General features: G+C 66.9%; 21 protein-coding genes. 15 read left to right on the top strand and 6 right to left on the bottom strand.

Features of this window, described 5'->3' with window-relative positions; translation table 11 throughout:
- Positions 1-8: 8 nt before the first annotated feature.
- From ACWGCN_RS03235 to ACWGCN_RS03225, 3 genes are all read left to right on the top strand, one after another.
- Positions 9-677 (top strand): hypothetical protein, encoded by a 669-nt coding sequence (locus ACWGCN_RS03235; protein WP_378992893.1) that lies wholly within the window; start codon positions 9-11, stop codon positions 675-677.
- Positions 678-819: 142 nt separating this feature from the next.
- On the top strand, positions 820-2343 hold the full coding sequence (locus ACWGCN_RS03230; protein WP_452458025.1) for a coniferyl aldehyde dehydrogenase: 1524 nt from the start codon (positions 820-822) through the stop codon (positions 2341-2343).
- 73 nt (positions 2344-2416) lie between these two features.
- Positions 2417-4084, top strand: a complete 1668-nt coding sequence (locus ACWGCN_RS03225) for an acyl-CoA synthetase (protein ID WP_452458024.1) — start codon at positions 2417-2419, stop codon at positions 4082-4084.
- A gap of 117 nt (positions 4085-4201) precedes the next feature.
- On the opposite strand, the gene ACWGCN_RS03220 is transcribed toward ACWGCN_RS03225, so the two are convergent.
- Entirely contained in the window at positions 4202-4987 is a 786-nt protein-coding gene (locus tag ACWGCN_RS03220; protein ID WP_379314567.1) for an SDR family oxidoreductase, read from the bottom strand.
- A 168-nt stretch (positions 4988-5155) separates the two neighbouring features.
- On the opposite strand from ACWGCN_RS03220, the gene ACWGCN_RS03215 reads away from it, so the two are divergent.
- From ACWGCN_RS03215 to ACWGCN_RS03200, 4 genes are all read left to right on the top strand, one after another.
- Positions 5156-6385, top strand: coding sequence for a cytochrome P450 (locus tag ACWGCN_RS03215; protein WP_452460200.1), 1230 nt, complete (start codon positions 5156-5158; stop codon positions 6383-6385).
- 126 nt (positions 6386-6511) lie between these two features.
- The gene (locus ACWGCN_RS03210; RefSeq protein ID WP_449960348.1) at positions 6512-7693 is read left to right on the top strand and encodes a thiolase family protein; all 1182 of its coding nucleotides are present in this window, start codon (positions 6512-6514) and stop codon (positions 7691-7693) included.
- Positions 7694-7722: 29 nt separating this feature from the next.
- Positions 7723-8484 carry a crotonase/enoyl-CoA hydratase family protein gene (locus ACWGCN_RS03205; protein WP_452460196.1) on the top strand — a complete coding sequence of 254 codons (762 nt, stop codon included), beginning with the start codon at positions 7723-7725 and terminating at the stop codon, positions 8482-8484.
- A 49-nt stretch (positions 8485-8533) separates the two neighbouring features.
- Positions 8534-9304, top strand: coding sequence for an SDR family oxidoreductase (locus ACWGCN_RS03200; protein ID WP_378992903.1), 771 nt, complete (start codon positions 8534-8536; stop codon positions 9302-9304).
- Between the two features lie 215 nt (positions 9305-9519).
- Here ACWGCN_RS03200 and ACWGCN_RS03195 read toward each other — a convergent pair whose 3' ends face one another.
- Complete coding sequence (locus ACWGCN_RS03195; RefSeq protein WP_452460197.1) at positions 9520-11688, bottom strand: acyl-CoA dehydrogenase; 2169 nt, start codon at positions 11686-11688, stop codon at positions 9520-9522.
- A gap of 339 nt (positions 11689-12027) precedes the next feature.
- On the opposite strand from ACWGCN_RS03195, the gene ACWGCN_RS03190 reads away from it, so the two are divergent.
- The 6 genes from ACWGCN_RS03190 (at position 12028) to ACWGCN_RS03165 (ending at position 17661) form a co-directional block, all read left to right on the top strand.
- Positions 12028-12636: a TetR/AcrR family transcriptional regulator gene (locus tag ACWGCN_RS03190; RefSeq protein ID WP_378992905.1), complete on the top strand. Its 609-nt coding sequence runs from the start codon at positions 12028-12030 to the stop codon at positions 12634-12636.
- 169 nt (positions 12637-12805) lie between these two features.
- Positions 12806-14353, top strand: coding sequence for a VWA domain-containing protein (locus tag ACWGCN_RS03185; protein WP_452460198.1), 1548 nt, complete (start codon positions 12806-12808; stop codon positions 14351-14353).
- A complete protein-coding gene (locus ACWGCN_RS03180; RefSeq protein ID WP_067447043.1) occupies positions 14350-15144 on the top strand; it encodes a CbbQ/NirQ/NorQ/GpvN family protein in 795 nt (264 codons plus the stop codon). The genes ACWGCN_RS03185 and ACWGCN_RS03180 overlap by 4 nt, the downstream gene beginning before the upstream one ends.
- A 151-nt stretch (positions 15145-15295) precedes the next feature.
- Entirely contained in the window at positions 15296-16033 is a 738-nt protein-coding gene (locus ACWGCN_RS03175; protein WP_387446686.1) for a hypothetical protein, read from the top strand.
- A 42-nt stretch (positions 16034-16075) separates the two neighbouring features.
- Positions 16076-16501 (top strand): hypothetical protein, encoded by a 426-nt coding sequence (locus tag ACWGCN_RS03170; RefSeq protein WP_449960371.1) that lies wholly within the window; start codon positions 16076-16078, stop codon positions 16499-16501.
- On the top strand, positions 16501-17661 hold the full coding sequence (locus ACWGCN_RS03165; RefSeq protein WP_452460199.1) for a phosphotransferase family protein: 1161 nt from the start codon (positions 16501-16503) through the stop codon (positions 17659-17661). The genes ACWGCN_RS03170 and ACWGCN_RS03165 overlap by 1 nt, the downstream gene beginning before the upstream one ends.
- 63 nt (positions 17662-17724) lie before the next feature.
- Here ACWGCN_RS03165 and ACWGCN_RS03160 read toward each other — a convergent pair whose 3' ends face one another.
- A complete protein-coding gene (locus tag ACWGCN_RS03160) occupies positions 17725-18981 on the bottom strand; it encodes an amidohydrolase family protein (protein WP_452459815.1) in 1257 nt (418 codons plus the stop codon).
- A 60-nt stretch (positions 18982-19041) separates the two neighbouring features.
- The gene (locus ACWGCN_RS03155; protein WP_452459814.1) at positions 19042-19902 is read right to left on the bottom strand and encodes an acyl-CoA thioesterase; all 861 of its coding nucleotides are present in this window, start codon (positions 19900-19902) and stop codon (positions 19042-19044) included.
- 130 nt (positions 19903-20032) lie between these two features.
- Here ACWGCN_RS03155 and ACWGCN_RS03150 point away from each other — a divergent pair, with 130 nt between their 5' ends.
- The gene (locus ACWGCN_RS03150; RefSeq protein WP_452459813.1) at positions 20033-20350 is read left to right on the top strand and encodes a hypothetical protein; all 318 of its coding nucleotides are present in this window, start codon (positions 20033-20035) and stop codon (positions 20348-20350) included.
- Positions 20351-20366: 16 nt separating this feature from the next.
- Here the strand turns inward: ACWGCN_RS03150 and ACWGCN_RS03145 are convergent, their stop codons facing one another.
- Entirely contained in the window at positions 20367-21806 is a 1440-nt protein-coding gene (locus ACWGCN_RS03145) for an amidohydrolase family protein (RefSeq protein ID WP_452459812.1), read from the bottom strand.
- Positions 21803-23044, bottom strand: a complete 1242-nt coding sequence (locus ACWGCN_RS03140; RefSeq protein ID WP_452459811.1) for a CoA transferase — start codon at positions 23042-23044, stop codon at positions 21803-21805. The genes ACWGCN_RS03145 and ACWGCN_RS03140 overlap by 4 nt, the downstream gene beginning before the upstream one ends.
- A 72-nt stretch (positions 23045-23116) precedes the next feature.
- Here ACWGCN_RS03140 and ACWGCN_RS03135 point away from each other — a divergent pair, with 72 nt between their 5' ends.
- Complete coding sequence (locus ACWGCN_RS03135) at positions 23117-24157, top strand: enoyl-CoA hydratase/isomerase family protein (RefSeq protein ID WP_452459810.1); 1041 nt, start codon at positions 23117-23119, stop codon at positions 24155-24157.
- The last annotated feature ends 122 nt before the right edge of the window (positions 24158-24279 follow it).

Below are 24279 nucleotides of genomic sequence, written 5' to 3'. Positions count from 1 at the left end.
AATCCGAGATGAACCAGAAGACCGACTCCACCGATAACCCGACCGCTGACGAGCCGACCACCGACGTCCCCGTGGAGACGAGTCAGGCGCAGTCCGCCGACCAGGCCGCGGACCCTGCCGCGAACGCGACGACCCCGGCCGCCGAACCCGAATTCGTGATGCCGTCCAAGTGGGCGATCCGTCGGATGATCGCGACCGTGATCTGGAAGAAGATCCGCATCCCGCTGCTCGTGCTGGTGGCGGTGGTGGCCGTGGTCACCGCGGCGATCCTCGGCTGGAAGCTGAAGCAGGACAACGACACCGACGCCGCGGCCGCGGCCGGACTCGACGCCGCGCGGGCGTACGCGGTGACCTTGACCAGCGTCGACTCCGGCAACCTCGACCGTGATTTCACCGCGGTGCTCGACGGGTCGACGGGGGAGTTCAAGGACACCTATACGCGGTCGAGCGGGCAGTTGCGTCAGCTGCTGCTGGAGAACAAGGCGACCGGCAAGGGGACGGTGCTCGATGCGGCGGTGAAGTCGGCGACGCCGACAAAGGTCGAGGCGATCCTGTTCGTCGACCAGACGGTGACCAACACGGCCTCGCCCGATCCTCGCGTGGACCGCAGCCGGGTGATGATGACGATGGAGCTCGTCGATGGTCGCTGGCTCGCGAGCCGGGTGGCGCTGCCCTGACCTCCGCGCTGGTCACGCCCAGCCCGCGCAAACACTGTGCGGGCGGGAGTGTCGCTGTTACAGTTGGTATTACTGGAACGATATCTGTTGTCCGTTTATCTGTGTGTGCGACAGCGGGTTCGATGTGAGTGCGGAGGCGCGGATGTCACAGGTTGTCGGGTTGAGTGAAGCCGGTCGAACCGGTGAAACGACAGACCCGGATGAGCTGGTCGCGATCCTGGAACGACAACGCCAGTCATTCCTGCGTGAGGGCCCGGCATCGGCGGCCGTGCGGCGCGACCGGATCGACCGGCTGCTGGCCATGGTCCTGGACAATATCGACGACTTCGTCGAGGCGATGTCCCGCGATTTCGGGACGCGATCGCGGACCGGGATGCTGTTCGCCGAGATCATGGGGATGCTCACCGCTTTCGAGCACACCCGATCACAGACCGAGCGATGGATGCGTCCGATCCGGCCGAACCGCCTCGCCCGGCTGTACGGCATTCGCACCGAAATCCATCCCTCGCCCCTCGGGGTGGTCGGCATCGTCGGCCCGTGGAACTTCCCGCTGCAACTGGTCGTGGTGCCCGCGGCTTCGGCGTTCGCCGCGGGCAACCGCGTGATGATCAAGATGTCGGAGATCACCGCGCACACCGCCGAACTGACCCGCTCGCTGGCTGGGCGCTATTTCCACCAGGACGAACTCGCGGTGGTGACCGGCGGGCCCGACATCGGCGCGGCTTTCACCCGGCTGCCGCTGGACCACCTCTTCTTCACCGGGTCGACCGGAGTCGGTCGCCTCGTGCAGCGCGCCGCCGCCGAGAATCTGGTCCCGGTAACGCTCGAACTCGGCGGCAAGAATCCCATCGTGGTCGGGCCCGACGCTGATATCGACCGTGCCGCGAACCGGATCGCACGCGCCAGAATGGTCAATGGCGGCCAGGTCTGTGTCTGTCCCGACTATGTTTTCGTTCCGGCGAGCCGGATCGAGCGATTCGTCGACAGCTTGCGCACCGAATTGCGCGCCATGTTCCCGTCGATCCTGGACAACGACGACTACACGGCCTCGGTCGACACCGCCAACTACGACCGGGTGCTCGCCCTCGTCGACGATGCCCGAGCTCGGGGGGCCAGGGTGGAATCACTCGCACCGGCGGGCGAGGAGTTGCCCGATCCGGTCGCGCGGAAGATCGCGCCCACGCTGATCCGTGACGTCGACGACGACATGCGCATCGCTACCGAAGAGATCTTCGGTCCGGTCCTGTCGATTCGGCCCTACACCGATCTCGACGACGTGATCGACTACGTCAACGCGCGGCCTTCGCCGTTGGTCGCCTACTGGTTCGGTCCGGACCGCAAGGATTTCCGCAATTTCGTCGACGGCACCCGCAGCGGCGGGATCGCGCGCAACGAATTCGCGATCCACATGTTCTCCGAGAACGCGCCTTTCGGCGGTGTCGGGCACAGCGGGATGGGCGCCTATCACGGGAAGACCGGCTTCGACACGTTCAGTCACCTGCGCACGGTGGCGGGGACCGATCTCCCTTTCGCCATCACCGGCAGAGCGGCGCCGCCCTTCGATCCGCGGACGGCGAAATTCATCGATCTGGCGTTGCGGGCCGCGCGCTGGCGTGCGGGACGTCGAGTGCGTGGACGCCTGCCTCGACGTGAGCCGACCAGCTGAGACGCCGTCTCCACTACTTCCACCACAACTTACGGGCGTGCGTGAGCGCACCACCGATTATCGAGGAGTTACGTTGTCCCCTTCCGCGACCGGGTCCGACTCGACGCAATTGACTCTTGTCGGCGCCGCCGACGCTGCCGCCGCGGCGCTCCCGGATCGGGACATCATCATCCAGGGCGACCACCGGCACACGTACGCGCAAGTGGCCGAACGATCCCGGCGGCTCGCGGCTTACCTGCATGCTCAGGGGCTGGGATGTCACACCGAGCGTGCCGAGCTCGAACCCCACGAGGTCGGTCAGGACCTGCTCGGCATCTACGCCTACAACGGCAACGAGTATGTCGAGAGTTTGATCGGGGCGTTTCGCGCGCGCGTGGCGCCATTCAATGTGAACTACCGCTACGTCAAGAGCGAACTCCAGCACCTGCTGGCCGATGCCGGCGCCACAGCGCTGGTCTACCACGCGACCTTCGCACCGCGGGTGGCCGAGATCCGGTCCGATCTGCCGCATCTGCGTGTCCTCATCCAGATCGCCGACGATTCCGGCAACGAACTGCTCGACGGGGCTGTCGACTACGAAACGATCATCGCCGCAACGGAACCGGTGGACCCGCCGGTGACGCCCTCACCGGATGATCTCTACGTGCTCTATACCGGCGGTACCACGGGGATGCCGAAGGGCGTGCTGTGGCGCCAGCACGACATCTACATGGCGGCCTGCGGCGGGCGCGACATCAACACCGGCACGCAGGTGAGTTCCTACGAGGAGATCGGCGCGCGGGCGGCGGCGAACCCCGGCGTCAAACTCATGCTGTTGCCGCCGCTGATCCACGGTGCGGCGCAGTGGGCGGTGCTCACCGCCATGACGACCGGTCAATCCATTGTGTTCTCGCCGGTGGTGGATCGGATCGATGGCGCGGAGATCGTGCGGACGATCGAGCGCGAACGCGTCGCGATCGCCATCGTGGTGGGTGATGCCATGGCCAGGCCGCTGCTCGCCGCGGTGGAATCGAAGACCGCCGATGTCTCCTCGCTGGCGGCAATCGCCAACGGTGGCGCGGTGCTCACTCCGCAGCTTAAGCAGCAGTGGATCGAGGCGGTGCCGGGTTTGGTGGTGCTCGACGGCGTCGGCTCGTCGGAAACCGGAACCCAGTTGCATCATGTCTCGGCGGCGGGCTTCGTCTCGACCGGAACGTTCTCGGCGGGCCTGGACACCAGGGTTGTCGCCGAGGATTTCAGCACTGTCCTGGAAGCCGGCCACGAGGGGCTCGGCTGGCTCGCGAAGCGTCAGTTCACTCCGCTCGGCTACAAGGACGACGCGGCCAAGACCGCGGCGACGTTCCCGGTCATCGACGGCGTGCGCTTCGTGCTTCCCGGTGATCGTGCGCGCCACCTCGAGAACGGGACGATCGAACTGCTCGGTCGCGATGCCGTCACCATCAACTCCGGCGGCGAGAAGATCTTCGCCGAGGAGGTCGAGTCGGCGATCGTCTCCCATCCCGCGGTCGCCGATGTGCTGGTGGTCGGGCGTCCGAACGAGCGATGGGGTCAAGAGGTCGTCGCGGTGGTGGAACTCGTGGCCGAGGCGACCGCTGATTTCGACGAGCTGGTAGGCCACGCGGCGCAGTCGCTCGCCCGCTACAAGCTGCCCAAGGCCGTGGTCTTCCGTTCCGCGATCAGCCGTAGCCCGGCCGGGAAAGCGGACTATCGCTGGGCGCGTGAACAGGTCACCGAACTCTGATCGAACGACCTCGGACGGCACCGATCTCGTGGTGGCGTCCGAGGTTTCGGCACGACATTTTGCGATCCCACCGCCCATACGGCACCACCGCACGTGGTGCCGTATGGGCGCAACGGGTCAGAGTTCGATGGCCGGACCGACGGTCAGCGGGGCCACGAATCCGCCGTCGACGTGAATGTCCTGGGCGTTGACCCAGCCGGATTCAGGTCCCGCGAGGAACGCGATCACGGGAACGATGTCGGCCACGGTGGCGTGCCTGCCGATGGTGGCCTTGACCGAGTCGAGCACTTCCTTGCCCATCGACGCTTCGAAGTCGGTGAGAATCGGCGTCTCGGTGGGGCCGGGGCTGACGGAGTTGACCCGGACGCCGAACTTCTGCCAGGCGGTCGGGGCCAGGCGCTTGGCGAAGATGATCGACGCTTGCTTCGACGTGCTGTAGACGGGGTACGCGGGGTCCTGCGTCGCCTGCCACCGCGCCACGGCGTCGGCGTCGGTCGCCGCCAGCAGGCCCGCGAGATCGCCGATTCGCTGCTCCCAGCCGAGGGCGGCGACCGAGGCCACGGTGACGATCGCGCCGCCCTGGCGCAACAGCCCCAGCATGCCGGTGGTGAACAGCCGCATGCCGAGGTAGTTCACCCCGAGGACATCGGCCGCGGGCGCGGTGCCGGGTACACCGGCGACGTAGGCCAGCGCGTCCCAGTCGGCCCCGATGCGCCCCAGCAGGGCCGCGATCTCGCCCGCGTCGCGCAGATCGCACTGTTCGTGCTGACTGGCCGGAGTGTCGTTCGCGTGCAGGTCGACCGCGAGGACGTGGTCTCCCCGCTCGTGGAAGTGCGTCGCGGTCGCCGCTCCGATGCCGGACCCTGCTCCGACGACGACGATCCTGCGTTGCTGGGCGACCATGGATTCCACCATTCTGATGCCCGATACGGCATCTGTTACAGAAAGCTTGACAGTAAGGGTAACTATAAATCAGTCTTGTGGGCGAGACAACGTCCTCGGCACGCTCTGTGTGTGCGATGGGGCGAGTGCCGGGATGCCGGCCGAGGAACGGAAAAGGTGCTGATAGGAATGCCGATCGTTGATGAGGCCGCGAACGTTCTGGCCGAGCCTGCCGCCTACGCCGACGAGTCGCGCTTACACGCCGCATTGGCCGCGTTGCGGGCGGACAAGCCGGTCGCGCGCGTGGAAGTGGCGGGATACAAACCGTTCTGGGCGATCACCAAGCACGCGGATGTGATGGCGGTGGAGCGGGCGAATCGTCGGTTCACGAACTGGCCGCGTCCGGTGTTGATGACGGCGGAGTCCGACGAGATGCAAGCCGCCGTGGGGATTCGGACGCTGATCCATATGGACGACCCGCAGCACCGCGTGGTGCGGGCGATCGCGGCGGAGTGGTTCGCGCCCAAGGCGATGAAGGCGATGGGTGAGCGGATCGAGGAGCTCGCGAAGCGATACGTGGATCGGATGCGAGACACCGGTGGTGAGTGCGATTTCGTGTCCGAGATCGCGGTGAATTTCCCGCTGTATGTGATCATGTCGTTGCTCGGGGTACCCGAGTCCGATTTTCCGTTGATGTTGAAGTTGACTCAGGAATTGGTCGGAAGTGACGACGACGAATTGAAGCGGTCGACGCCCCCGGATGAGGCGATGAACGCGTTGGTCGAGATGTTCACCTTCTTCCAGGCGCTGACCGAATCGCGGCGGGCGAACCCGACCGATGACCTTGCATCGATGATCGCGAACGCGAAGATCGACGGCGAACCTTTGTCAGATGTGGACATTGTTTCGTATTACGCGATTATCGCGACCGCGGGCCACGATACGACGAGTAGCAGTATCTCGGGTGGTGTGCGGGCGCTGATCGAACATCCCGATCAGTTGGATCGGTTGCGGGCTGATCCAGGTCTGATGCCGGGCGCTGTCGAAGAGATCATCCGGTGGGTGACGCCGGTGAAGGCGTTCATGCGTACCGCTGCTGAGGATTCGGTCGTCAACGGGGTGTCGATCCCGGCCGGTGATTCGTTGTTGCTGTCCTACGCTTCGGCCAATCGTGACGAGGATGTTTTCGATGATCCGTTCCGGTTCGATATCGGGCGTGTGCCGAACAAGCATGTGGCGTTCGGTTACGGGGTGCATTTTTGTTTGGGTGCGGGGTTGGCGCGGATGGAGATCAGCAAGTTCTTGGGGGAGTTGTTGCCGCGTTTGAAGTCGATCGAGTTGGCGGGGGAGCCGGAGTTGACTGCGACGACGTTTGTGGGTGGGTTGAAGCATTTGCCGATCCGTTTCACCATCGACTGACCGAATACCTGTGCCTCACCCGGCCGCCGATACCGGCGCCGTGCGCACAGAACACGACTCGAAATTCATCGGAATACACACGAGACCGCACCGAGGGGTGCGGCCGGAACACAGAGGTTGAGAACTATGCCCAAACCAGTCATCGTCAGTGCGGTCCGAACCGCGATCGCGCGATCGTTCAAGGGCGCGCTCGTGAATGTGGCCTCGGAGACGCTCGCCATCGAGATTCTCACCGAGGCCGTCCGCCGCTCGGGCATCGACCCGACCCACATCGACGACGTGATCCTCGCCGAACTGAATTACGGCGGCGGCGACCTCGCCCGCCACGCGGCCGTGGCCGCGGGGATGCTGAACGTGCCAGGCCAAGCGGTCAATCGGCACTGCGCGGGCAGTCTCACCTCGATCGCGAACGCGGCCGCGCACATCGGTGTCGGGATGGAACGGGTGATCGTGGCCGGTGGCGTGCAATCACTGTCGACGGCTCCCCTGATGAAGTGGCGGGTGCCGGGGTCGGGGCCCGAGCTCGAATTCAAGGAGCCGTGGATTCCCCCGTCGCACCCGGAAACTCCCGACGCGCCCACCATGGACATGGCGATCACCGTCGGTTGGAACACCGCGAAGAAGGTCGGGATCAGCCGTCAGGAAATGGACGACTGGGCACTGCGGTCGCATCAGCGCGCCATCGCCGCGATCGACGAGGGCCGATTCACCGACGAGATCCTGCCGTTGAAGGTCGCCCAGCCCGACGGCTCGGTCCTCGATTTCGCCGTCGACGAGCATCCGCGCCGGGAGACGACCGCCGAGCGGTTGGCGGCGCTGCCCGTGCTGCATCCCGAAATCGAAGGGTTCTCGATCACGGCGGGCAACAGCAGCGGCATCAACGACGCCGCCGCCGCCGTGACAGTGACCGCTGACGACTACGCCGCGAGTGCGGGCCTGGAGGTTCTCGCGACAGTGCGTGCCTGGGCGAACGTGGGTGTGACACCGGCGGACAACGGCATCGCCGCGGTGAACGTGATCGGCAAGGTGCTCGACCGCGCCGGGTTGACCGTCGGCGACGTGGCGCTGTGGGAGATCAACGAAGCGTTCGCCTCGGTGCCGATCGCCGCGTGCCGCGCGCACAACATCGACGAGGAGCGGGTGAACTTCTCCGGCAGCGGATGCAGTCTCGGCCATCCGATTTCGGCTTCGGGCGCCCGCCAGGTGGCGACCCTGATCTACGAGCTCCGCCGTCGCGGCGGCGGCATCGGCGTCACCGCGATGTGCGCGGGTGGCGGCATGGGCGGCGCCCTCGTCATCGAAGTCTGAGTGCTTTCACCGAGAGAATGGAGATATCTGTGTCGGACGCAGTGCTAGTGGAGCGGCGCGGGCGAACGCTGGTGATCACGATCAACCGGGCGGACGCGCGCAACGCGATCAATCTCGCCGTCAGTCAGGGACTCGCCGACGCCGTCGACGAGCTCGACGAAAGCCCTGAGCTGTCCGTCGCGGTGCTGACCGGCAGCGGCGGAAACTTCAGCGCCGGAATGGATCTGAAGGCATTCGCGGCGGGGGAGTACCCCTACGTCGCCGGTCGCGGCCTCGGATTCACCGAGAAGCCACCGGTCAAGCCCATCATCGCCGCCGTCGAAGGTTACGCGCTGGCCGGCGGCACCGAGTTGGTGCTGGCCACGGACCTGGTCGTCGCGTCCACAACCGCGCGGTTCGGGGTTCCCGAAGTCAAACGCGGTCTGGTCGCGGGCGGCGGTGCGCTGTTGCGGCTGCCGCAGCGCATTCCGTACCAGAAGGCGCTCGAATTGGTCCTGACCGGTGACACTTTCACGGCAGACGACGCCGCCGCGTGGGGTTTGGTCAACGAGGTGGCCGAACCGGGACAGGCCTTGGATCGGGCGCTGGCTCTGGCCGACCGGATCACCGCCAACGGGCCGATCGCGGTCGCGGTGACCAAGGAGGTCATCGTCAAGGCGGCCGAGTGGAGCATCACCGAGATGTGGCAGAAGCAGCTCGAGCTCATCGCCCCGGTCTTCGGGACGAAGGACGCGCAGGAAGGCGCGAAGGCGTTCGCGGAGAAGCGAACTCCCCACTGGACGGGCACCTAGGCCGACGTGCCGCCCACCCATCATCAACCCATGAAGTGAAGGAGACGCAGTGTCGTTCGAAGGTGAAGTAGTTCTGGTGACCGGTGGTGCCGGTGGCCTGGGTGACGCGACGGTGCGCAAGTTGCACGCCGAAGGCGCGGCCGTTGTCATCGCCGATGTCAACGACGACAAGGGCAAGGCGCTGGCCGAGGAACTGGGCAACAAGGCCGTCTATGTGCGCACCGACGTGCTCGACGATTCGACGATCGAGGAAGCCTTCGCCGCGGCCGATGAACTGGGCACGCTGCGCTACGCGGTGATCGCCCACGGTGGTTTCGGGGTGCTCGAGAAGGTCGTCAACCGGGACGGCACGCCGCACACGTTGAAGGGCTTCACCGACACGATCGGGCTGTACCTCACGGGTACCTACAACGTGCTCCGGCTCACCGCGGCCAAGATCGCCAAGCTGGAACCGAAGGAAAGCGGCGAGCGCGGCGCGATCGTCATGACCAGCTCCATCGCCGGCTACGAGGGCCAGATCGGTCAGTCGGCCTACGCGGCGGCCAAGGGTGGCGTGATCTCGCTGACCCTGACAGGCGCTCGCGACCTCAGTGCGGTGGGCATCCGGGTGAACAGCATCGCTCCGGGAACGATGCACACCCCGATCATGGACTTCCTCGGCGAGGAGAAGCTCGCGAAATTCGCTGCGGCGGTGCCGTTCCCGAAGCGGCTCGGCGCACCTGCCGAATACGCGTTGCTGGCACAGCATCTGCTCGAGAATCCGTATATCAACGGTGAAGTCGTGCGTATCGACGGCGGGCAGCGTTTCCAGCCCAAGTAGATTCGCCGCCATCCTTGTCGATGGACAGTCGCCGATGGCCGCCACTTCGAATGCGGGGTGGCGGCCATCTGCTGTTCGGGCGGGTTCCGGCTCGGCTACAGCTCCGTACGTCCGCGATCAGAGCGGGGGTGTGGAAAGACACATCGCAATCTATCCCGTAAGTGAAACCGTTGCCCTATCGCCAGCGTGTTGGATCAACGGTACGAAGATGTCTGTCAGCGCAGGAGCGGATCGCGTGGCATTCCGAGAATGCGTTCCGCGATCTGGTTCCGGGTCACCTCGGAGGTGCCGCCCGCGATGCTCATCGCTCGGGCGCCGAGCAACATGAGCCCCGGCATGGCGGCGTCACCGTCGGCCAGTGCGATATCGGGGCCGAGCAGCATCGCTGTGATGGCTGCGTACTCGCTGAAGTGTTGCGCCACTTTCAGTTTGGTGATGTTGCCCTCGGGGCCCGCGCCTGCTCCTTCGATGCTGCGGACGGCACGGCGCAGGTTGAGCAGACGCAGGGCGTGGGCTTGCGCCAGGTATCGGCCCACGCGGACGTCGGCATCGGCCGAGCGCGATCGGTGCCGCTCGACCAGGCGCAGCAGCGTGCCGGAGTCTGCGTTGCCGGTGCCCGAGCCACCGCCGATGCTGACCCGCTCGTTTCCCAGCGCCGCTCGCGCGACGGCCCAACCATCGTTCACGGCACCGACCACGTCGGCGTCCGGCACGAAGACCTCATCGAAGAACACCTCGTTGAATTCCGAGCTGCCCAGGAGCATGCGCAGTGGTCGCACCTGTACGCCGGGAGCCGTCATGTCGACGATCATCGTGGTGATGCCCGCGTGTTTGGCGACGCCGGGGTCGGTGCGAACGGTGGCCAGACCGCGCCGGCTGTAGTGCGCGCCGCTGGTCCACACCTTCTGGCCCGTGATTCGCCAGCCGCCGTCGACCCGCGTCGCCTTGGTTTTCACGGCGGCCGCGTCGGAACCGGCGTCCGGCTCGGAGAACAACTGGCACCACACCTCCTCCTGGCGCAGCGCCCGGTCGACGAATCTGTCGATCTGGCTCGGCGTCCCGTGCTGGATCAGGGTCAGAACGACCCATCCGGTGATCGAATAGTCGGGTCGCCTGAGTCGGACCCGTGCGAACTCCTCGTCGATCACCACCTGCTCGACCGCGGTGGCCGAACGGCCCCATGGCTTCGGCCAATGCGGCATGACGTAACCGGTGGCGATCAACTCCGGCAGGCGGATCGATTCGTCCATCGCGGCGATGCGCTCGACATCCCCACGGATCTCGGCGCGCACCTGGTCGGCTTCCGCGGGCAGGTCGACGGTACTGGTGCGGTCGACCCCGGCCGACGTCAGGGCGAAGACATCGGCGGCGGGCGCGTCACCACCGATGAGGGCGCGTAGCGTCACCGCCCGCCGCAGATGCAGGTGTGCGTCGTGGGCCCAGGTGAACCCGATTCCACCGTGCACCTGAATGTTCAGTTCGGCGTTGTGGACATAGGCGGGCAGCGCGATCGTCGCGGCGGCCGCGGCCATCAGCTGGAACTGACGCTCATCGTCGGCTGCCGCGCGTGCGGCGTCCCAGACGGTCGCGACCGCGGACTCCGCCTCCACCAGCATGTTCGCGCAATGGTGCTTCACTGCCTGGAACGTCGCGATGGGTCGCCCGAACTGCGTGCGGATCGCGGCGTAGCCGACAGCGGCATCGACACAATCGCCTGCCCCGCCGGCCGCCTCGGCGGCGAACAGCAGCCGCGCCCGCGCCATGGCGGCGGCGCGTGCTCCGACCAGAACCTGGTGCGGCTCGACTGAGACGTCGTGGAGGACCACGCGTCCACTCCGTCGGGTCGGATCCATATTCGACGGTGTCTGTACCGAGATGCCCGCGGCAGCGCGTTCCAGGATCACCACGTCGTCTCCGGCACAGATCAGCAGCAGTTCCGCGGAACCGGCACCGAGAACGATTCCCGCGCGACCGTGCGCGCGTCCCCGGTTGTCGATGGTGACCTCGCCGCCGAAGCCCACTGCGGCGGTGACTGTTCCGTCGACGAGTCCGGGCAGGAAACGTTCGCGCTGTTCGGTACTGCCAACGGCTGCCACCACCGCCGAGGTGATCACGGTCGAGACGAACAATCCTGGTGCGATCGCACGGCCCAACTCCTCGACGACCACCACCGATTCGGGCAACCCGTATCCGGAACCGCCGTACGCCGGGTCCACATGCAGACCGAGCAATCCCAGCTCGGCCAGTTGCGCCCAGAACGCGGGCGGGTCCTCTGTCGCGGCGTCGAGCAGTTCGCGCGCCGCCTGTCTCACCGCGCGGTCGGTGGCGAACTTCCTGGTGACCTCGGCCAGCGCGCGGTGTTCGTCGGTCAGTGCGATACCCATGAATACGTCCTCGGGGGCTGAGTCGATCGAGCGTTCGCGGGCAGGGAGGCTGTGATCGTGACGCGAACGAAGAGGTATTTACAGTATAGCTTTCGGTATGCCTGACGTGGGGAAATGCTGATCGCCGCCTTCGATCCGCCGGGGTCCCGTGGATCGCGGTTCGCGAATTCGTTGACGTGGTTCAATGACATATGTCAGTATTACCGACAGGGTCACCGGCAGGAAGATCAGCGACCTTCTCTCCTGAATTGATAAGGGGGAGAAGGAATTTGGTGATCACCCCATGAGCTCTGTGCGCGCCTGATTGACGCGAGTCAATGACGGGAGTTAGCTCGCCGCATGAGCGAAATCCAGGACAAGCCTCAGGGGCGACAGGCCCAACGTCTCCACACACGGAAGCGAGTGCTCGATGCGGCAGTTGCGGAATTCGGTAGAGCGGGCGCGGCGGAGGCCGACATCGCCACGATCGTCGAGGACGCGGGCGTGGCACGCGGAACCTTCTACTTCCACTTCCCGACCAAAGAGCACGTGCTGCTCGAACTCGAACAGCGCGAGGAGAAGCGCATCGCCGGGGAACTCGGACGGTACCTGCGGACACCGCACGATCTCGCGGGAGTGCTGGCGAAAGTCGTCCGGCTGGTCGCGGCTCTGGAGCGGCGATTGGGTAGCAAATTGTTCAAAGACCTACTCGCCGTGCACTTCTCACCGACCAGACCGTTGGACGACACCTGGCGAGAACATTCCGTGATCGCTTTGGTCGCCCAGGAGATCGAACAGGCCGCCGAGCGCGGTGAAGCGCAACTCGTCGTCGAGTCGTACCACAGCGCCGTGTTCTTCCTCATCGGCTTGTACGCCCTGCTCACCAGTACGAGCGGCTCGAAAGCGCTGCGCACCGCGGTGCTCGCCGACTACGTGACGACGACGCTGCGCAGCCTGGAGCCCCGATGACGCTGCCGCACCACACGATCCGCCGACAGATATGGAAACCCGATCATGCTTCTCGATCTCGTCCGACTTCTCCTCGCCTGGGGCGCGGTGGTGCTGATCATCGCCTTCTGGTACTGGATCCTGAGCAATATCGGGACATTCTGATCATGTGTACGGCTCCTGAACCGGCATGTACCCGCGGAGATCCACCGTGACCGCCACCCGGCCCGCCGCGTCGGTCGAACGCAGCTGCGCGGTGACGGCGGTTGCGCTGTCGGATCGCCGCCGCGAAGGCGTCCGCCTGGTGACCGGCGAGCGGCGCGGCTTCGGCTTGAGCCCTGGACTCGGCATCGTCCATGTGCCGTATCCACAGCCGGTGCCCGACTGGAACCACACGACAGTGACCTGCGGCATCGCCCTGCAGTGTTCGCCGTCCAAGGACCGGATCGCGCGGTATCCGCTGCACGAGTTGTCCCCGCGGGAGCGCGGTGCGCTCTCGATCGTGGAGGGCGACGTCGCCGCGACCTGGGCCGGTGAGCGATTTCCCGGACTGGTACCCGAGCTGCGCCGTCGGCTGCGCGCCCTGGAGTCCACCGATCCCGACCTGTCGGGCGAGGACATGATCGAGCGTGCCGTCGCGCTCGCTCGGTCACCGGGTGTGCTGGGGCAGTACCCGCTGCTCGGGAGCCTGCCGCTGGCCGTTGCGCCGCGTAGTCGCGTGTCGATCGCGGCGCGGCGGATCTACGGCCGGATGCCGTGGACCTCTACCCGTACCGACAGCTACCGCGTGTGGTCGGTACCGGTCGGCGGCGAAGGCGGCAGCCGGGCCTCGAACCTTCCGCCACCGAGCCGACCCGAGAACGAGGACATCGAGATCCGCGCCGACCAGCGCGCGGGGATCCCCTATCCGGAGTGGAACCAGTGGACGTCGAGTTTCCTGCCCGACCACGTCGCCGTCCTGGAACGCCGCCAACCCACCTCGTCGAGCCCGATCGCGCCCGCCGCACCCGAGGTGCGGCGCTGGTTCGAGGAACTCACCCATCGGTCCATGCGCGGTGGCCTCGTGGACGGGTCCGACCTCGACATCGACCGCTACATCAGCCACTACGTCGACACCCAGGTCGGTGCGACACCGCAACCACGGGTGTTTCGTGAACTGCTGCCCAGTGCCCGCGATGTCACGACCGCGGTCCTGCTCGACGGCAGTTCCTCGCTCGGTATCAACGGGGGCGCGACCTTCCGGTTGGAGCTGGACTGCGCGGACGCCCTCTCGCGGGCCATGACGGTCGCCAGGGAACGGCACGCGATCTTCGTGTTCACCGGCAATACGCGTCATCGCGTGGAAGTCCGGTGCCTGAAGGACTTCGACGACCGGACCTTCGTCGATGTCGGTGGGCTCGGGCTGGCGGCCGGTGGCTACACCCGCCTCGGCGCGCCACTGCGGCACCTGACCAGTCGGCTGCTCGACCAACCCGCGCAGCGTCGCCAGCTCATCATCATCGGCGACGGCCTCATCTCCGACGAAGGGTACGAGGGCCGCTACGCGTGGGCCGATGTGGCGCACGCCGTCGAGGAGGCCGTCACCGCCGGGATCGCCGTCTACTACATCGGCATCGGACCCGTCCGTGTCGATCCATTGCCCGAAGTCTTCGGACCCACCCGCTCGCAACGGATTCGGCGGGTGGAGGAACTTCCCCGCGTTCTCGCACATATTCACCGAGAGTTGGTCGATCTATGACATCTGATTCCTATTTCGCCGGGGGCGGCGAGGTCGAGCTGTTCGAACGAGCGTTCCAGCAACACCTTCCGGTCATGCTCACCGGACCGACCGGCTGCGGCAAGACCCGATTCGTCGAGCACATGGGCTCGCTGCTGGGTCGCCCGGTGGTCACCGTCAGCTGCCACGACGACATCACCAGCTCGGATCTGGTCGGGCGATTGCTCGTCACCGGCGGTGATGTGGTATGGAACGACGGCCCGCTCACCAGGGCCGTGAAGGGCGGGGCCATCTGCTATCTGGACGAGGTGATCGAGGCACGCCACGATTCGCTGGCCGTGCTGCATTCGCTCGCCGACCACCGGCGCGCGCTCTACCTCGACCGCGCCGATGAGGTAGTGCAAGCCCCCGAATCGTTCATGCTCGTCTGTTCCTACAACCCGGCCTACCGCAGTTCGCTCAAGGTCCTGAAACCGTCGTTCCGGCAGCGCTTCGTCACCATCGCCATGGACTACCTGGCACCCGAGCGCGAAGCCGACGTGGTGGTAACGGAATCCGGCGTCGATCGGGCCGTGGCGACACGATTGGTGCACTGCGCGAACACCATTCGTGGCGCGGACGAGATATTCCACTTCGAGCCACCGTCGACGCGCGTACTGGTGGCCGCGGCCCGGCTCATCGCCGCGGGCGCGCGCGAGATCGACGCGGTGCAGGCCTGTGTGCTGGCGCCGCTGAGCACCGATACCGCCATCGGTGACGGCCTGCGCCAGATCGCCACCGCCGGTCTGCTCGCCGGCGAAGAACCCGTGTGACCACCTCGAGGAGAACGCTCTCATGAACGAGCAAGACCGTAGACGTAAGCGTGCGCTGATCGTCTTCCAATTCACCATCTATGGGTTTCTGCTGCTGATGTTCCTCATCCAGTTGCGGATGCTGATGACCAGTGACTGGTAGGAGAAAAATATGAATCTGCCGACATTCGTCAAGCGCCGTACCGGATCGGGGAACCCTCAGAGTTCCGATATCCGGACCGCCGGAAGCTATGACGAGCACGAAGCGGAAAGCCGGGCGAGCCAGCGCCGCGCCGACGTCTGGCTCACCGCGGGCACGGCACTGATGGGCACCTATGTTCTGGGCCTGTTCGGACTACCGATCTTTCTGCGCGGCGTCTGGTTGCAGCGCCGCGCGCAACAAGAGGGTTTGTCCGTGCGGCCGCTCATCGTCACGCTGATCGGGTATCTCGTCATCCTCGATGCCTTCCTCAACAGCGTCGGCTGGGTGCTCGATGTTTTCGCCAGCCACACCTTGGTCACACGGGTCTTCTTCACCGCCTGGGGCAATTTCTTCGACGCGGGCTACTGGTGGCACTACAACGAGCTCTGGATCGGCGGCGCGGGCGCGCCTGGCGAGAAGGGCTGGGAGTTCGCCTGTGTGCTCGTCGTCTTCCCGATGCGGATCGCCGCCGCGATCGCCTTCCTGCAGATGAAGCGGTGGGGCCATCAGTGGCTGATCGTCACCTGCTGGTTCGGTGTGGTCATCTGGGTCGGCTACATCGTGAACATGACCGTGTACGCCGATATCCGTTTCGACGGTGTCGTGCTGCCGGTGTTCGGCTGGTGGCTGTACGACATCTTCTACATCACGCCATTCCTGGCAATTCCCTATCTGCACACGGTCAATCGCGAGATATTCGCCGACTGACCGCGGTTCGACTCGATTTATCTGCTGAAGGAGAGTTTCGCGATGAGCACACCATCGTCCGAATCGGGATCGGCTCCGGCGGGAGAACTTCCGCTGGGAACCACGCCACCGTTCGCGCGCATGCATCGATGGCTCAAACGGGGAATCATGGTCTGCCTGGTCGCGCTGGTGGTCGAAGGGGCTTTCACCGTGCCGGCGCTCGCGCTCTGGTACGGCTGGCCGACCCTGTCGCTGCAGGAGATCTGCGACGAGATGATCAAGGTCCGCTACGACGACGACGCCTTGGAATGCCAGTATCCCGCCGATTTCAACGCACCGCCGCTCGGCGGGCAGCCCGAGGCGGCCGGGCAGACCACCGCACGTGACGAATGGGGCGTCCAGCCCAAACCCGGTTGGGACCACATCGGATTCCGGGAGCTCGTCCATCGCCACAACGAGCGGATCGCTCGAGAAGGCGGGGGCCGATAGTGCGCGATTCGGTACTCACTGCCCGAGCCGTCGGATCGGCGGTGGGGCAGGCGGTGCGGGTCGCGGTGGACCGCGCCGTGCCGGGAGGCGCGGCGCGCGTGCCGCTGCGTGTGGAGGATGTCACCGAGGCCTGGCTCGCCGAGATCTTCGGGGTGGCACCGGAAAGCATCCATGCGATACGCGTCGTGGAATCCCACTCAGGGACCGCGGCGCGGGCGCGCATCGAGGTGACCTCGGACGCCGATATCCCCGAGTTCCTGTTCCTGAAGCTGCCGCCGCGCAACTACTTACAGCACGTCCTGATGAACCTGTTCAGCCTCGGGTCGCGCGAGGTCACCGCCTATCGCGTACTGGGCGACACGCCGCCGATCCGGGTGCCGCGCTGCTACGCGACCCGCTCCGACCGGGTGCGTGGTCGCGATGTTCTGGTCTTGGAGGATCTGTCGCCGACCGCGCGTTTTCGTACGGTTGTCGATCCGCTCGGCCGCGACGAAGCGGAGGCTGTCGTCGACGCCATGGCGGATCTGCATGCCGCCTTCTGGCGCGACCCAGCGGACGCGGCGGCGGGCACCTCGTCGGGCCCACGGTCGGAAGTGGAAACCCAGCTCGGGCTCCTGATCCGGCGCCGTCTGCTCGGTGAGCTCACCGGGCCCGCCGCGGACCTGGTCCCGGCGACGATCCGGGAGCAGATCCGGATCTTCTACCAGCGGGGCAGGGAGATCGACGCCTTCTGGGCGCGTCAACCGCAGACCTTGATTCACGGTGACCCGCATCTGGGCAACCTGTTCTTCGAGGACGCGGGACCCGGCTTCCTGGACTGGCAGATCTCGACAACGGGTTGTGGCATACGCGATGTCGCCTACTTCGCGAACGCGTCGGTGGAACCCGAGTTGCTGCGCGAGATCGAACGCGGACTCGTCGAGCGCTATGCCGCCCGGCTCGACGCCGCCGGCATCGCGGTAGATCCTGAGCGGCTGTGGACGCTGTACCAGGTCGGCATCACCGAGTTGCTGCTCGCCATCGTCTGCACCGCGGAGGCGGGCGAACGAATGCAGTCGAGCGCGGTGACCCGGTGCGGCGTCGCGCGGGCCGTCGCGGGCGTCGAGGCGCACAACAGCCTGGTACTGCTCGCCGCATTCCTCGATGGCAGGCGCGTCTGAGGTCGGGCGCGCCGGAAGGCTGCTGCCGCCGAATCCGATTCGGCGGCAGCGCAAGTCGTTGGGTCAGTGGGTTGTCGTGATAGCGGCGCTCGGTTCGGGGTTGGCGATGGGCAGTCCGAGGAAGCGGCGGGCGTTGTCGCCCATGAAGTCGTAAGTGCGCTGGACGTCCATGCCTTCCGCGTATTTCCAGAAGCCCTTCGGCTCGGCCAGACCCTCCGGATGCGGGTAGTCCGAGCCGAAGAGGACTTTGTCCCAGCCGACGGTGTCGACGACGTCGGCCACGCATCCTTCCCAGAACGGGCTGACCCAGATATTGCGGCGGAACACCTCGTGCGGGTGCTCGGGGAAGTTCTGCGGCATCTTCTTGTACAGGTCTTCGAAGTCGTGGAACAGCGGGTAGATCCACGAACTGCCGTTCTCGACGCTGGCGACGCGCAGCTTCGGGAAGCGGGTCAGGGTGCCGTGGCAGATCAGACTCGTGATCATGTCGGAGATCTCGCGGTGGCCCAGCGCCATCCAGCGAAAGGGGCTCTGCGCCATGAAGTTCGCGGTGTGCGGCGGTTCCCAGGAGGCGATGTAGCTGTCCAGCGGGGGGTAGCTGGCGTGCAGCACGATCGGCAGGCCGGCGGCCTCGACATCGCGCCAGAACGGATCGAATTCCGGCAACGCGGGTGAACGCCAGCCGTGCAGGCCGTTCACCGGGCCCGGCTTGATCAGGGCGACCTTCGCGCCGTTGTCGAGGATGTACTCCAGTTCGCGCTGGGCCGCGTCCACCTCGGACAGATTGATGATCGGGGTCGAGTAGATCCGGTCGGCGTAGTTGTAGGACCAGTGCTCGGCCATCCACTGGTTGAGCGCGTGGATGATCGCCAGGGTGAGCTGCGGATCGTCGGCCGCCGAATGCTCGACCAGACTGGCCAGCGTCGGATAGTTGAGGGCCTCGACGACTCCTTGGCGGTCGAGCTCGGTGATCCGGTCCACCGGATTACGGGTGGCCGCGGGTGCCTCGATCGCGGGTCCCTGCATCTCACGCAGCGTGAGCCCGTCGGAGTTCTCGCCCGCGAAGAACTTCTCGTGCGCGCCGGGCGCGGCGACCCGCTCGAAGGTCGGGTTGGGGATGAAGTCGGTGACCTTGTTGTTGATCACGATCCGGGTCTGCCGACCGATCTGCGCGAACTGCACCGCACGCGCGTACTGCTCCGGCAGATACTTCGTCAGCGAGTCCGGGGTCTCGTACATGTGCTGGTCGGCGTCGAAGATCGGCGCATCGCGGAATTGCTCCTCGGTCCGGCTCGCGGTCGGGTCGGCGGTGTTCGTCATCTGGTTCCCTTCCATCACTGCAGTCTTAGCTACTGTAATGCATACAGTATAAGTTGTGGTTCACCTGGCCGGGACGGCGTCGACATGGAACCTGAGTAGGGCCTCCTGGGCGAACGAGGCGACCAACGTGCCGTCCGTCGTGAAGACGTCCCCGCGTCCGAAGCAGCGCCCGTGTGCGATCGTCGCGCCGTAGTGGCGCAGGAGAAGCCAGTCGTCGGTGGCGAACGGCCGGTGGAACCAGACCGTGTGCGAGGTCGTCGCCGAGGTGAACGCGGTGCCGTTTCCGCGTTGGTCGATGCCGTCGAACGGGCGCAGCGCGGTGCCGATCACGTTCAGGTCGGTGGAATAGGCCAGCAGCGCCGCGGCCGAGCCTTCGTCGTCGAGGGTGGGCATCCGCATCCACAGGTCGTAGTCGGTCCGTCCGCAGCCGGGGGCGTCGAGATCGGTGACCGACCTGGTGTCCCAGGGGAGTAGGTTGAATCGGACACGGTTCTCGGGGCCCGGCAGTGAGGCGGTGGGGTGAAGGGGCTGGTAGGACGGGCCCGCTTCGGCGGCGTGGAGCGAGACGGCGCACGTGGCGATCGGGCGGCGTCCTTGCGTCGCGGTCACCGTCAGTGCACCGAACGAGCGGCCGTCGTGCAGTAGATCGGCGAGGTAGTGAACGGGGGTGTCGGAGGTGCCCTCCCGGAGGAACGACGCATGGAGGGATTTGACCGCTTTGCTCGGGTTCGCCGCGTTCGCCGTGCGCACGAACTGGCCGAGCAACTGCCCGCCGAAAAGGCGCCGGTGGGGCAGGTGCTGGTTCGGCCCCTCGAAGGTGTGTGGCGGACCGGTCGGGCTCGATCCCGCGCCATCGGTGGGCGGTGTGGGTATCGAGCGAAGTTCGAGGCAGGCCGCGAGGTCGTTCCAGATGTCTTCCACGGGAAGAGTGTAAGTCATACGGTAATAGTTACAGTATATCCCTGATCTGCACTCGGGATCGAATTCTCTCACCTATGGTTGTGGCAACAGTATGAGTGTCAGGTTCTCGTGGATGCCGAGGTGATGGTCGATGACGAACTACAAGGGTTTTCGGCGCAGGTCGCCCACGATCGGCGACCGGCGATCGCCGGCGTCATCCGCCGCCGACGAGCACGACGCGCCGATCCCCGGCGAGGTGGTTCGGACCATGAGCCACGACCTGCTCGACTATTTCGCGAAATGCCCACGGTGCGGTTACGCGGCGCAGGCAACGGAAACGGTTCGGGCCTTCTCGAGCGGGTTGGTCGAGCGCAGGCTGTATCGCACGTGCGGGTTGCCGTGTGGTTGGCACGATTCGGCGACGCAGGTCGCCGACACGGTTCCGGCGGTCGCGCTCCCCGCTCCGTAGCCGCCGATCACGGCGCTCACGCGAACAGTGCGCGATCTACGGCATCGGCCGACGGCTCGCGTAGTACCTGTTCCAGCGGCGCTCGCAAGAGGACGAGATCCGCGGGCGCCCCCCGCCGAATCCGGCGTGGCCGCCCACCCGGGTCGTCGAGGGGGGTGAGGTATCCCGCGAGTGCCTGTGCGGGCGTGAGGCATTCGCCCGCGTTGAGGGTCGCGCCGGTTTCGGTGGATCGGCGACTGGCCGCGGCGATCACCGCCCATGGGTCGAGCGGGCCATAGGGCGAATCGCTGGACATGGCGAGGGGGACACCCTGAGTGAGCAGGCTTCGGCAGCGATATAGATCGTCGAGGTCGTCGGGTTCGACGTGGTCGAGGTAGTAGTCGCCGCGCTGGGACAGAAAACCCGGTTGGGTGATCACCCGCAGGCGGTGGCGGCGCAGATCGGCGATGCTGTCGGCGGGAACCAGCGCCGCGTGCTCGACGCGGTCGCCCGGGAAATCTCCTGCCACATCCAGGGCGGCGAGCAGCAGGAACAGCGCTGCACGGCTGACGCAGTGGACGGCCACGGCCCGCCCGCCGCGGTGGGCGGTGCGAATCCGATCCACCAGCGCGTCGAACTGTGGGAGTCCGGAGTCGGCGATGACGATCTTGTACGGTCCTACGCTGACCCGTTCGGGCAGTGGCGTGACGCTGTGCGCGGGCTCGCTGCGCAAGGGGACCCCGAGCAGGTGCAACCGCTGCGGCAGGTCGCCCCCGGTCACAGCGGTGACCAGCGCGGCTGCCGAGCGGGCCGACAGATCGGGGGTCGCGTCGGTGACACCGGTGATGCCGTAGCCGGTGAGGGTGGCGCCGAGCGCACCGAGGTGCGGGGGCCTCGCGGGTGGCAGCCGGGTGCGTAACCAGGTGTCCGCGCGCCAGATCCGGCCCGTCGGGACACCATCGGCAGTGCATTCGACGCCGGGATGCGCCGCGTCGGTGATCTGCGCTGCGACGAGCGCGGCGGTGTTGAGGATCCACATCGCGCCACTGCGGTGCTGTACTCGCACCGGTCGGCTGCCGTGCAGGGCGTCGAGGGCGAGCGCGTCGAGATCGCCCGCGACGGTGTCGACATAGCCGACGCCGCGAACCCAGCCGTGCTCGTCGGCCGATGCCTCGGCCAGGGCAGTGCCCAGCGCGCGGCGGTTCGGGACGGCCGGTGGGCCGCAGCGCACCGATGCCGCGTCGGCGGCCGTGGCGTGCAAGTGCAGGTGATGATCGTGGAGACCGGGAATGACGGCACCACCGCGCGCGTCGATCACCTCCGTCGCCCCGTCCGTGGACAGCGACCGTCCGATATCGTCGATCCGGCCGTCCCTGATCCGGAGATCGAGACCGGGGATGCCGTCGATCTCCGCGTCGAGCACGATGACGACCCGGCCGCGCGCGGGTCGGCGAGTCCGGCTGGAGTCGTCGGTCACGGCACCGGAATCCTCAGCGACCCGAGTACGCGCGCCGTATCGGCACCGGAGTCCGCGGCGGGGCCGATCATCTTGCGGGACAGTGGTTTCGCGACCGGAATCGGTCCGTTCTCGGACTCGACGAACCAGGTATCACCGCGCTGCGCCGTGCGCGGGACCGGATCGGCGGTCAGCGTGCTCGCGACGACATCGGTCATCGAGATGTCCCACAGCACGCCGCGCCCATCGGCCGGCGCCGACATCGCGAGTACGGCGGCGGTCAGGCCGGTGAGTGGGTCGGCGATGGCGTCGCCGACGAAAGCCGTTGTGCTCGAATCGGGCTCGAAGGCGACCAGCCCGGCGGCCGCGGCGATGTCGTCCCCGAAACCGATCCGGTTCGACGCCCGACCCGCGGCGGTGATCGACACCCAGCTCGCCCCGCGCGCGACAGCCGCCTCGGCGTCGAGCCCGAAACCGGCGAGCGCCCGGGGCCGTGACGCCTCGATGACGATGTCGGCGGCGTCGACCAGAGCCCGCAGCGCCGATCTTCCGGCGCGCTCGGTGGGATCGAGAACCACCGACTCGTGGCCGTGATGCAGGAGCGCGTAGAACTCCGGGCTGCCGCGGCGGGCGCCGTCGGGCCGTCCCGGGGTCTCGACCTTGACCACGCGCGCGCCTGCCAGACCGAGCAGATGGGCGCACAGCGGGCCCGCCCACAGGGCGCTGAAGTCGACGACGAGCAGCCCCTCGACCGGCCTCGGCGTCATCGGTGACGGGCAGTGCGCGGGCTCGTCGGGCCGCACCGGACCCGCCGCCACGCCGAGGAGTTCGGCGCGTTCGAGGAGTTCGTCGCCGCGATGCGCGCGTACCCAGTCGGCGAGCGCGGGCCACGGATCCGCCGCGTCGAGATCGTCGCCGATCAGCGCGCCGAGCAGCAGCGGATCATCGGGTCGGGCGCACGACACCGCCGCCCACCCGTCCGAGGTGCGCAGCAGTCGGCAACGGCCGCCCGCCGACACCGTTCCCCGGCGCCGTAGACCGGTGAGCGCCGCGCGTTCGCCCAGTAGCTGAGCCCCGTCGACAGTGATCGTTCGCTCCGAGAACGCGGCCAGCGTCGAGGACAGCTCCCTGGCCCTGGTGGCCGCGCGCCCCGGCGGCACCAGGGGCGGCCCGTCCGGGCGACCGGAGAGGGCGACCACGCCGCTCGCCGCCCAGTCCGCCGCGGGCGGACCGGGAACCGGCGCTGTCGTTGGCTGCACGGCTCGATAGTAGGTCGCGGGGCCCGCCCGGTCTCGGTCATCACCGAGCCGACACCGTGTCACTATTGCGCGGTGAGCCGTGAAGCGACTGATCTGGCCTCGGATGCCATGGAACTCGACATCAGCCCGCAGGGTACGCCGAGAAATCCGGTGCTGGTCATCGCGCTCGACGGGTGGGCAGGGGAGTCGCCCGAGCGGATCGCCCGGGTCGCCGAAGCGCTGGCAGGCTCGCTGCGCCTGTCGATCGGGGTGTTGCGTGGACCGGTCTCCCCGCGTCTGGAGCCACTGTTGCGCGCGCTCACCCTGACGCTGGCCGAGGATGCCGCGAGCTCGCCGATGATCGTCGACCATCCCGACTCCGAGGCGGCGGTGCGGCATCTGACGGAAGCTGTGCGGCGCAATCCGCAAGCGAGCGTGGCGCTGGGGCGACTGCTGCGCCAGACCGCGGTGCCCGATACGACCGCGGCCCTCGGCGCGGAAGCCGCGGTCTACTCGATGCTGCTGGCGGGCAAGGAGTTTCAGCGGTGGCTCGCCGAACGCGGCGGGCCGAAACCGGTGAACTTCCCCGATCGGCCGCTGGTGCGGCTGGACCGCGACGTCGACCTGCTGTCGGTGACCCTCGACCACCCTGAGCGCCGCAACGCACTGAGTGCCCCACTGCGTGAACAACTTCTGGAAGCCCTGCGGCTCGCCGAACTCGACGACAGCATCGAGCGGGTGCTCCTGCGCGGTGCGGGCCCGGTGTTCTGCAGCGGCGGCGATCTCGATGAATTCGGCACCGCCGTCGATGTGGTCGCCGCCTATCAGGTGCGGCTCGAGCGGGGGCCGTGGCGGGTCGTCGACCGGTTGGGCGAGCGGGTCTCGGCGCAGGTCCACGGCGCGTGTATCGGGGCGGGCATCGAGCTGTCGGCTTTCGCGCACCGGCTGGTCGCGGCGCCGGACACGTACTTCCGGCTGCCCGAGATCGCGATGGGGCTGGTTCCCGGAGCGGGCGGCACCGTCAGCGTCCCGCGGCGGATCGGACGCTGGCGCGCGGCCTGGATGATGCTGACCGGCGATCGGATCGACACCGGTACCGCGTTGCGGTGGGGGCTTGTCGACGCCATCGAGTAGAGAGTTGATAGCTGCTCCCGCGAGGCATACTGAATGTATTACAGTAATGCCTTGTAGGACCGTGTCGTGTTGCCGGCTGTCGACAGTCCGCGGCGAGGTCCCACGGGAAACGGCGGTTCGCT

It is taken from the genome of Nocardia sp. NPDC055050 (assembly GCF_053608345.1).
The sequence above is the reverse complement of the archived record's forward strand: the minus strand, read 5'-3'. Positions and strand labels throughout refer to the sequence as shown.

Coding starts and splice junctions, on each gene's coding strand:
- ACWGCN_RS03235 (WP_378992893.1), top strand. CDS start 9: ATGAACCAGAAGACCGACTCCACCGATAACCCGACCGCTGACGAGCCG.
- ACWGCN_RS03230 (WP_452458025.1), top strand. CDS start 820: ATGTCACAGGTTGTCGGGTTGAGTGAAGCCGGTCGAACCGGTGAAACG.
- ACWGCN_RS03220 (WP_379314567.1), bottom strand. CDS start 4,987: ATGGTCGCCCAGCAACGCAGGATCGTCGTCGTCGGAGCAGGGTCCGGC.
- ACWGCN_RS03215 (WP_452460200.1), top strand. CDS start 5,156: ATGCCGATCGTTGATGAGGCCGCGAACGTTCTGGCCGAGCCTGCCGCC.
- ACWGCN_RS03210 (WP_449960348.1), top strand. CDS start 6,512: ATGCCCAAACCAGTCATCGTCAGTGCGGTCCGAACCGCGATCGCGCGA.
- ACWGCN_RS03195 (WP_452460197.1), bottom strand. CDS start 11,688: ATGGGTATCGCACTGACCGACGAACACCGCGCGCTGGCCGAGGTCACC.
- ACWGCN_RS03190 (WP_378992905.1), top strand. CDS start 12,028: ATGAGCGAAATCCAGGACAAGCCTCAGGGGCGACAGGCCCAACGTCTC.
- ACWGCN_RS03185 (WP_452460198.1), top strand. CDS start 12,806: ATGTACCCGCGGAGATCCACCGTGACCGCCACCCGGCCCGCCGCGTCG.
- ACWGCN_RS03180 (WP_067447043.1), top strand. CDS start 14,350: ATGACATCTGATTCCTATTTCGCCGGGGGCGGCGAGGTCGAGCTGTTC.
- ACWGCN_RS03175 (WP_387446686.1), top strand. CDS start 15,296: ATGAATCTGCCGACATTCGTCAAGCGCCGTACCGGATCGGGGAACCCT.
- ACWGCN_RS03170 (WP_449960371.1), top strand. CDS start 16,076: ATGAGCACACCATCGTCCGAATCGGGATCGGCTCCGGCGGGAGAACTT.
- ACWGCN_RS03160 (WP_452459815.1), bottom strand. CDS start 18,981: ATGACGAACACCGCCGACCCGACCGCGAGCCGGACCGAGGAGCAATTC.
- ACWGCN_RS03150 (WP_452459813.1), top strand. CDS start 20,033: ATGACGAACTACAAGGGTTTTCGGCGCAGGTCGCCCACGATCGGCGAC.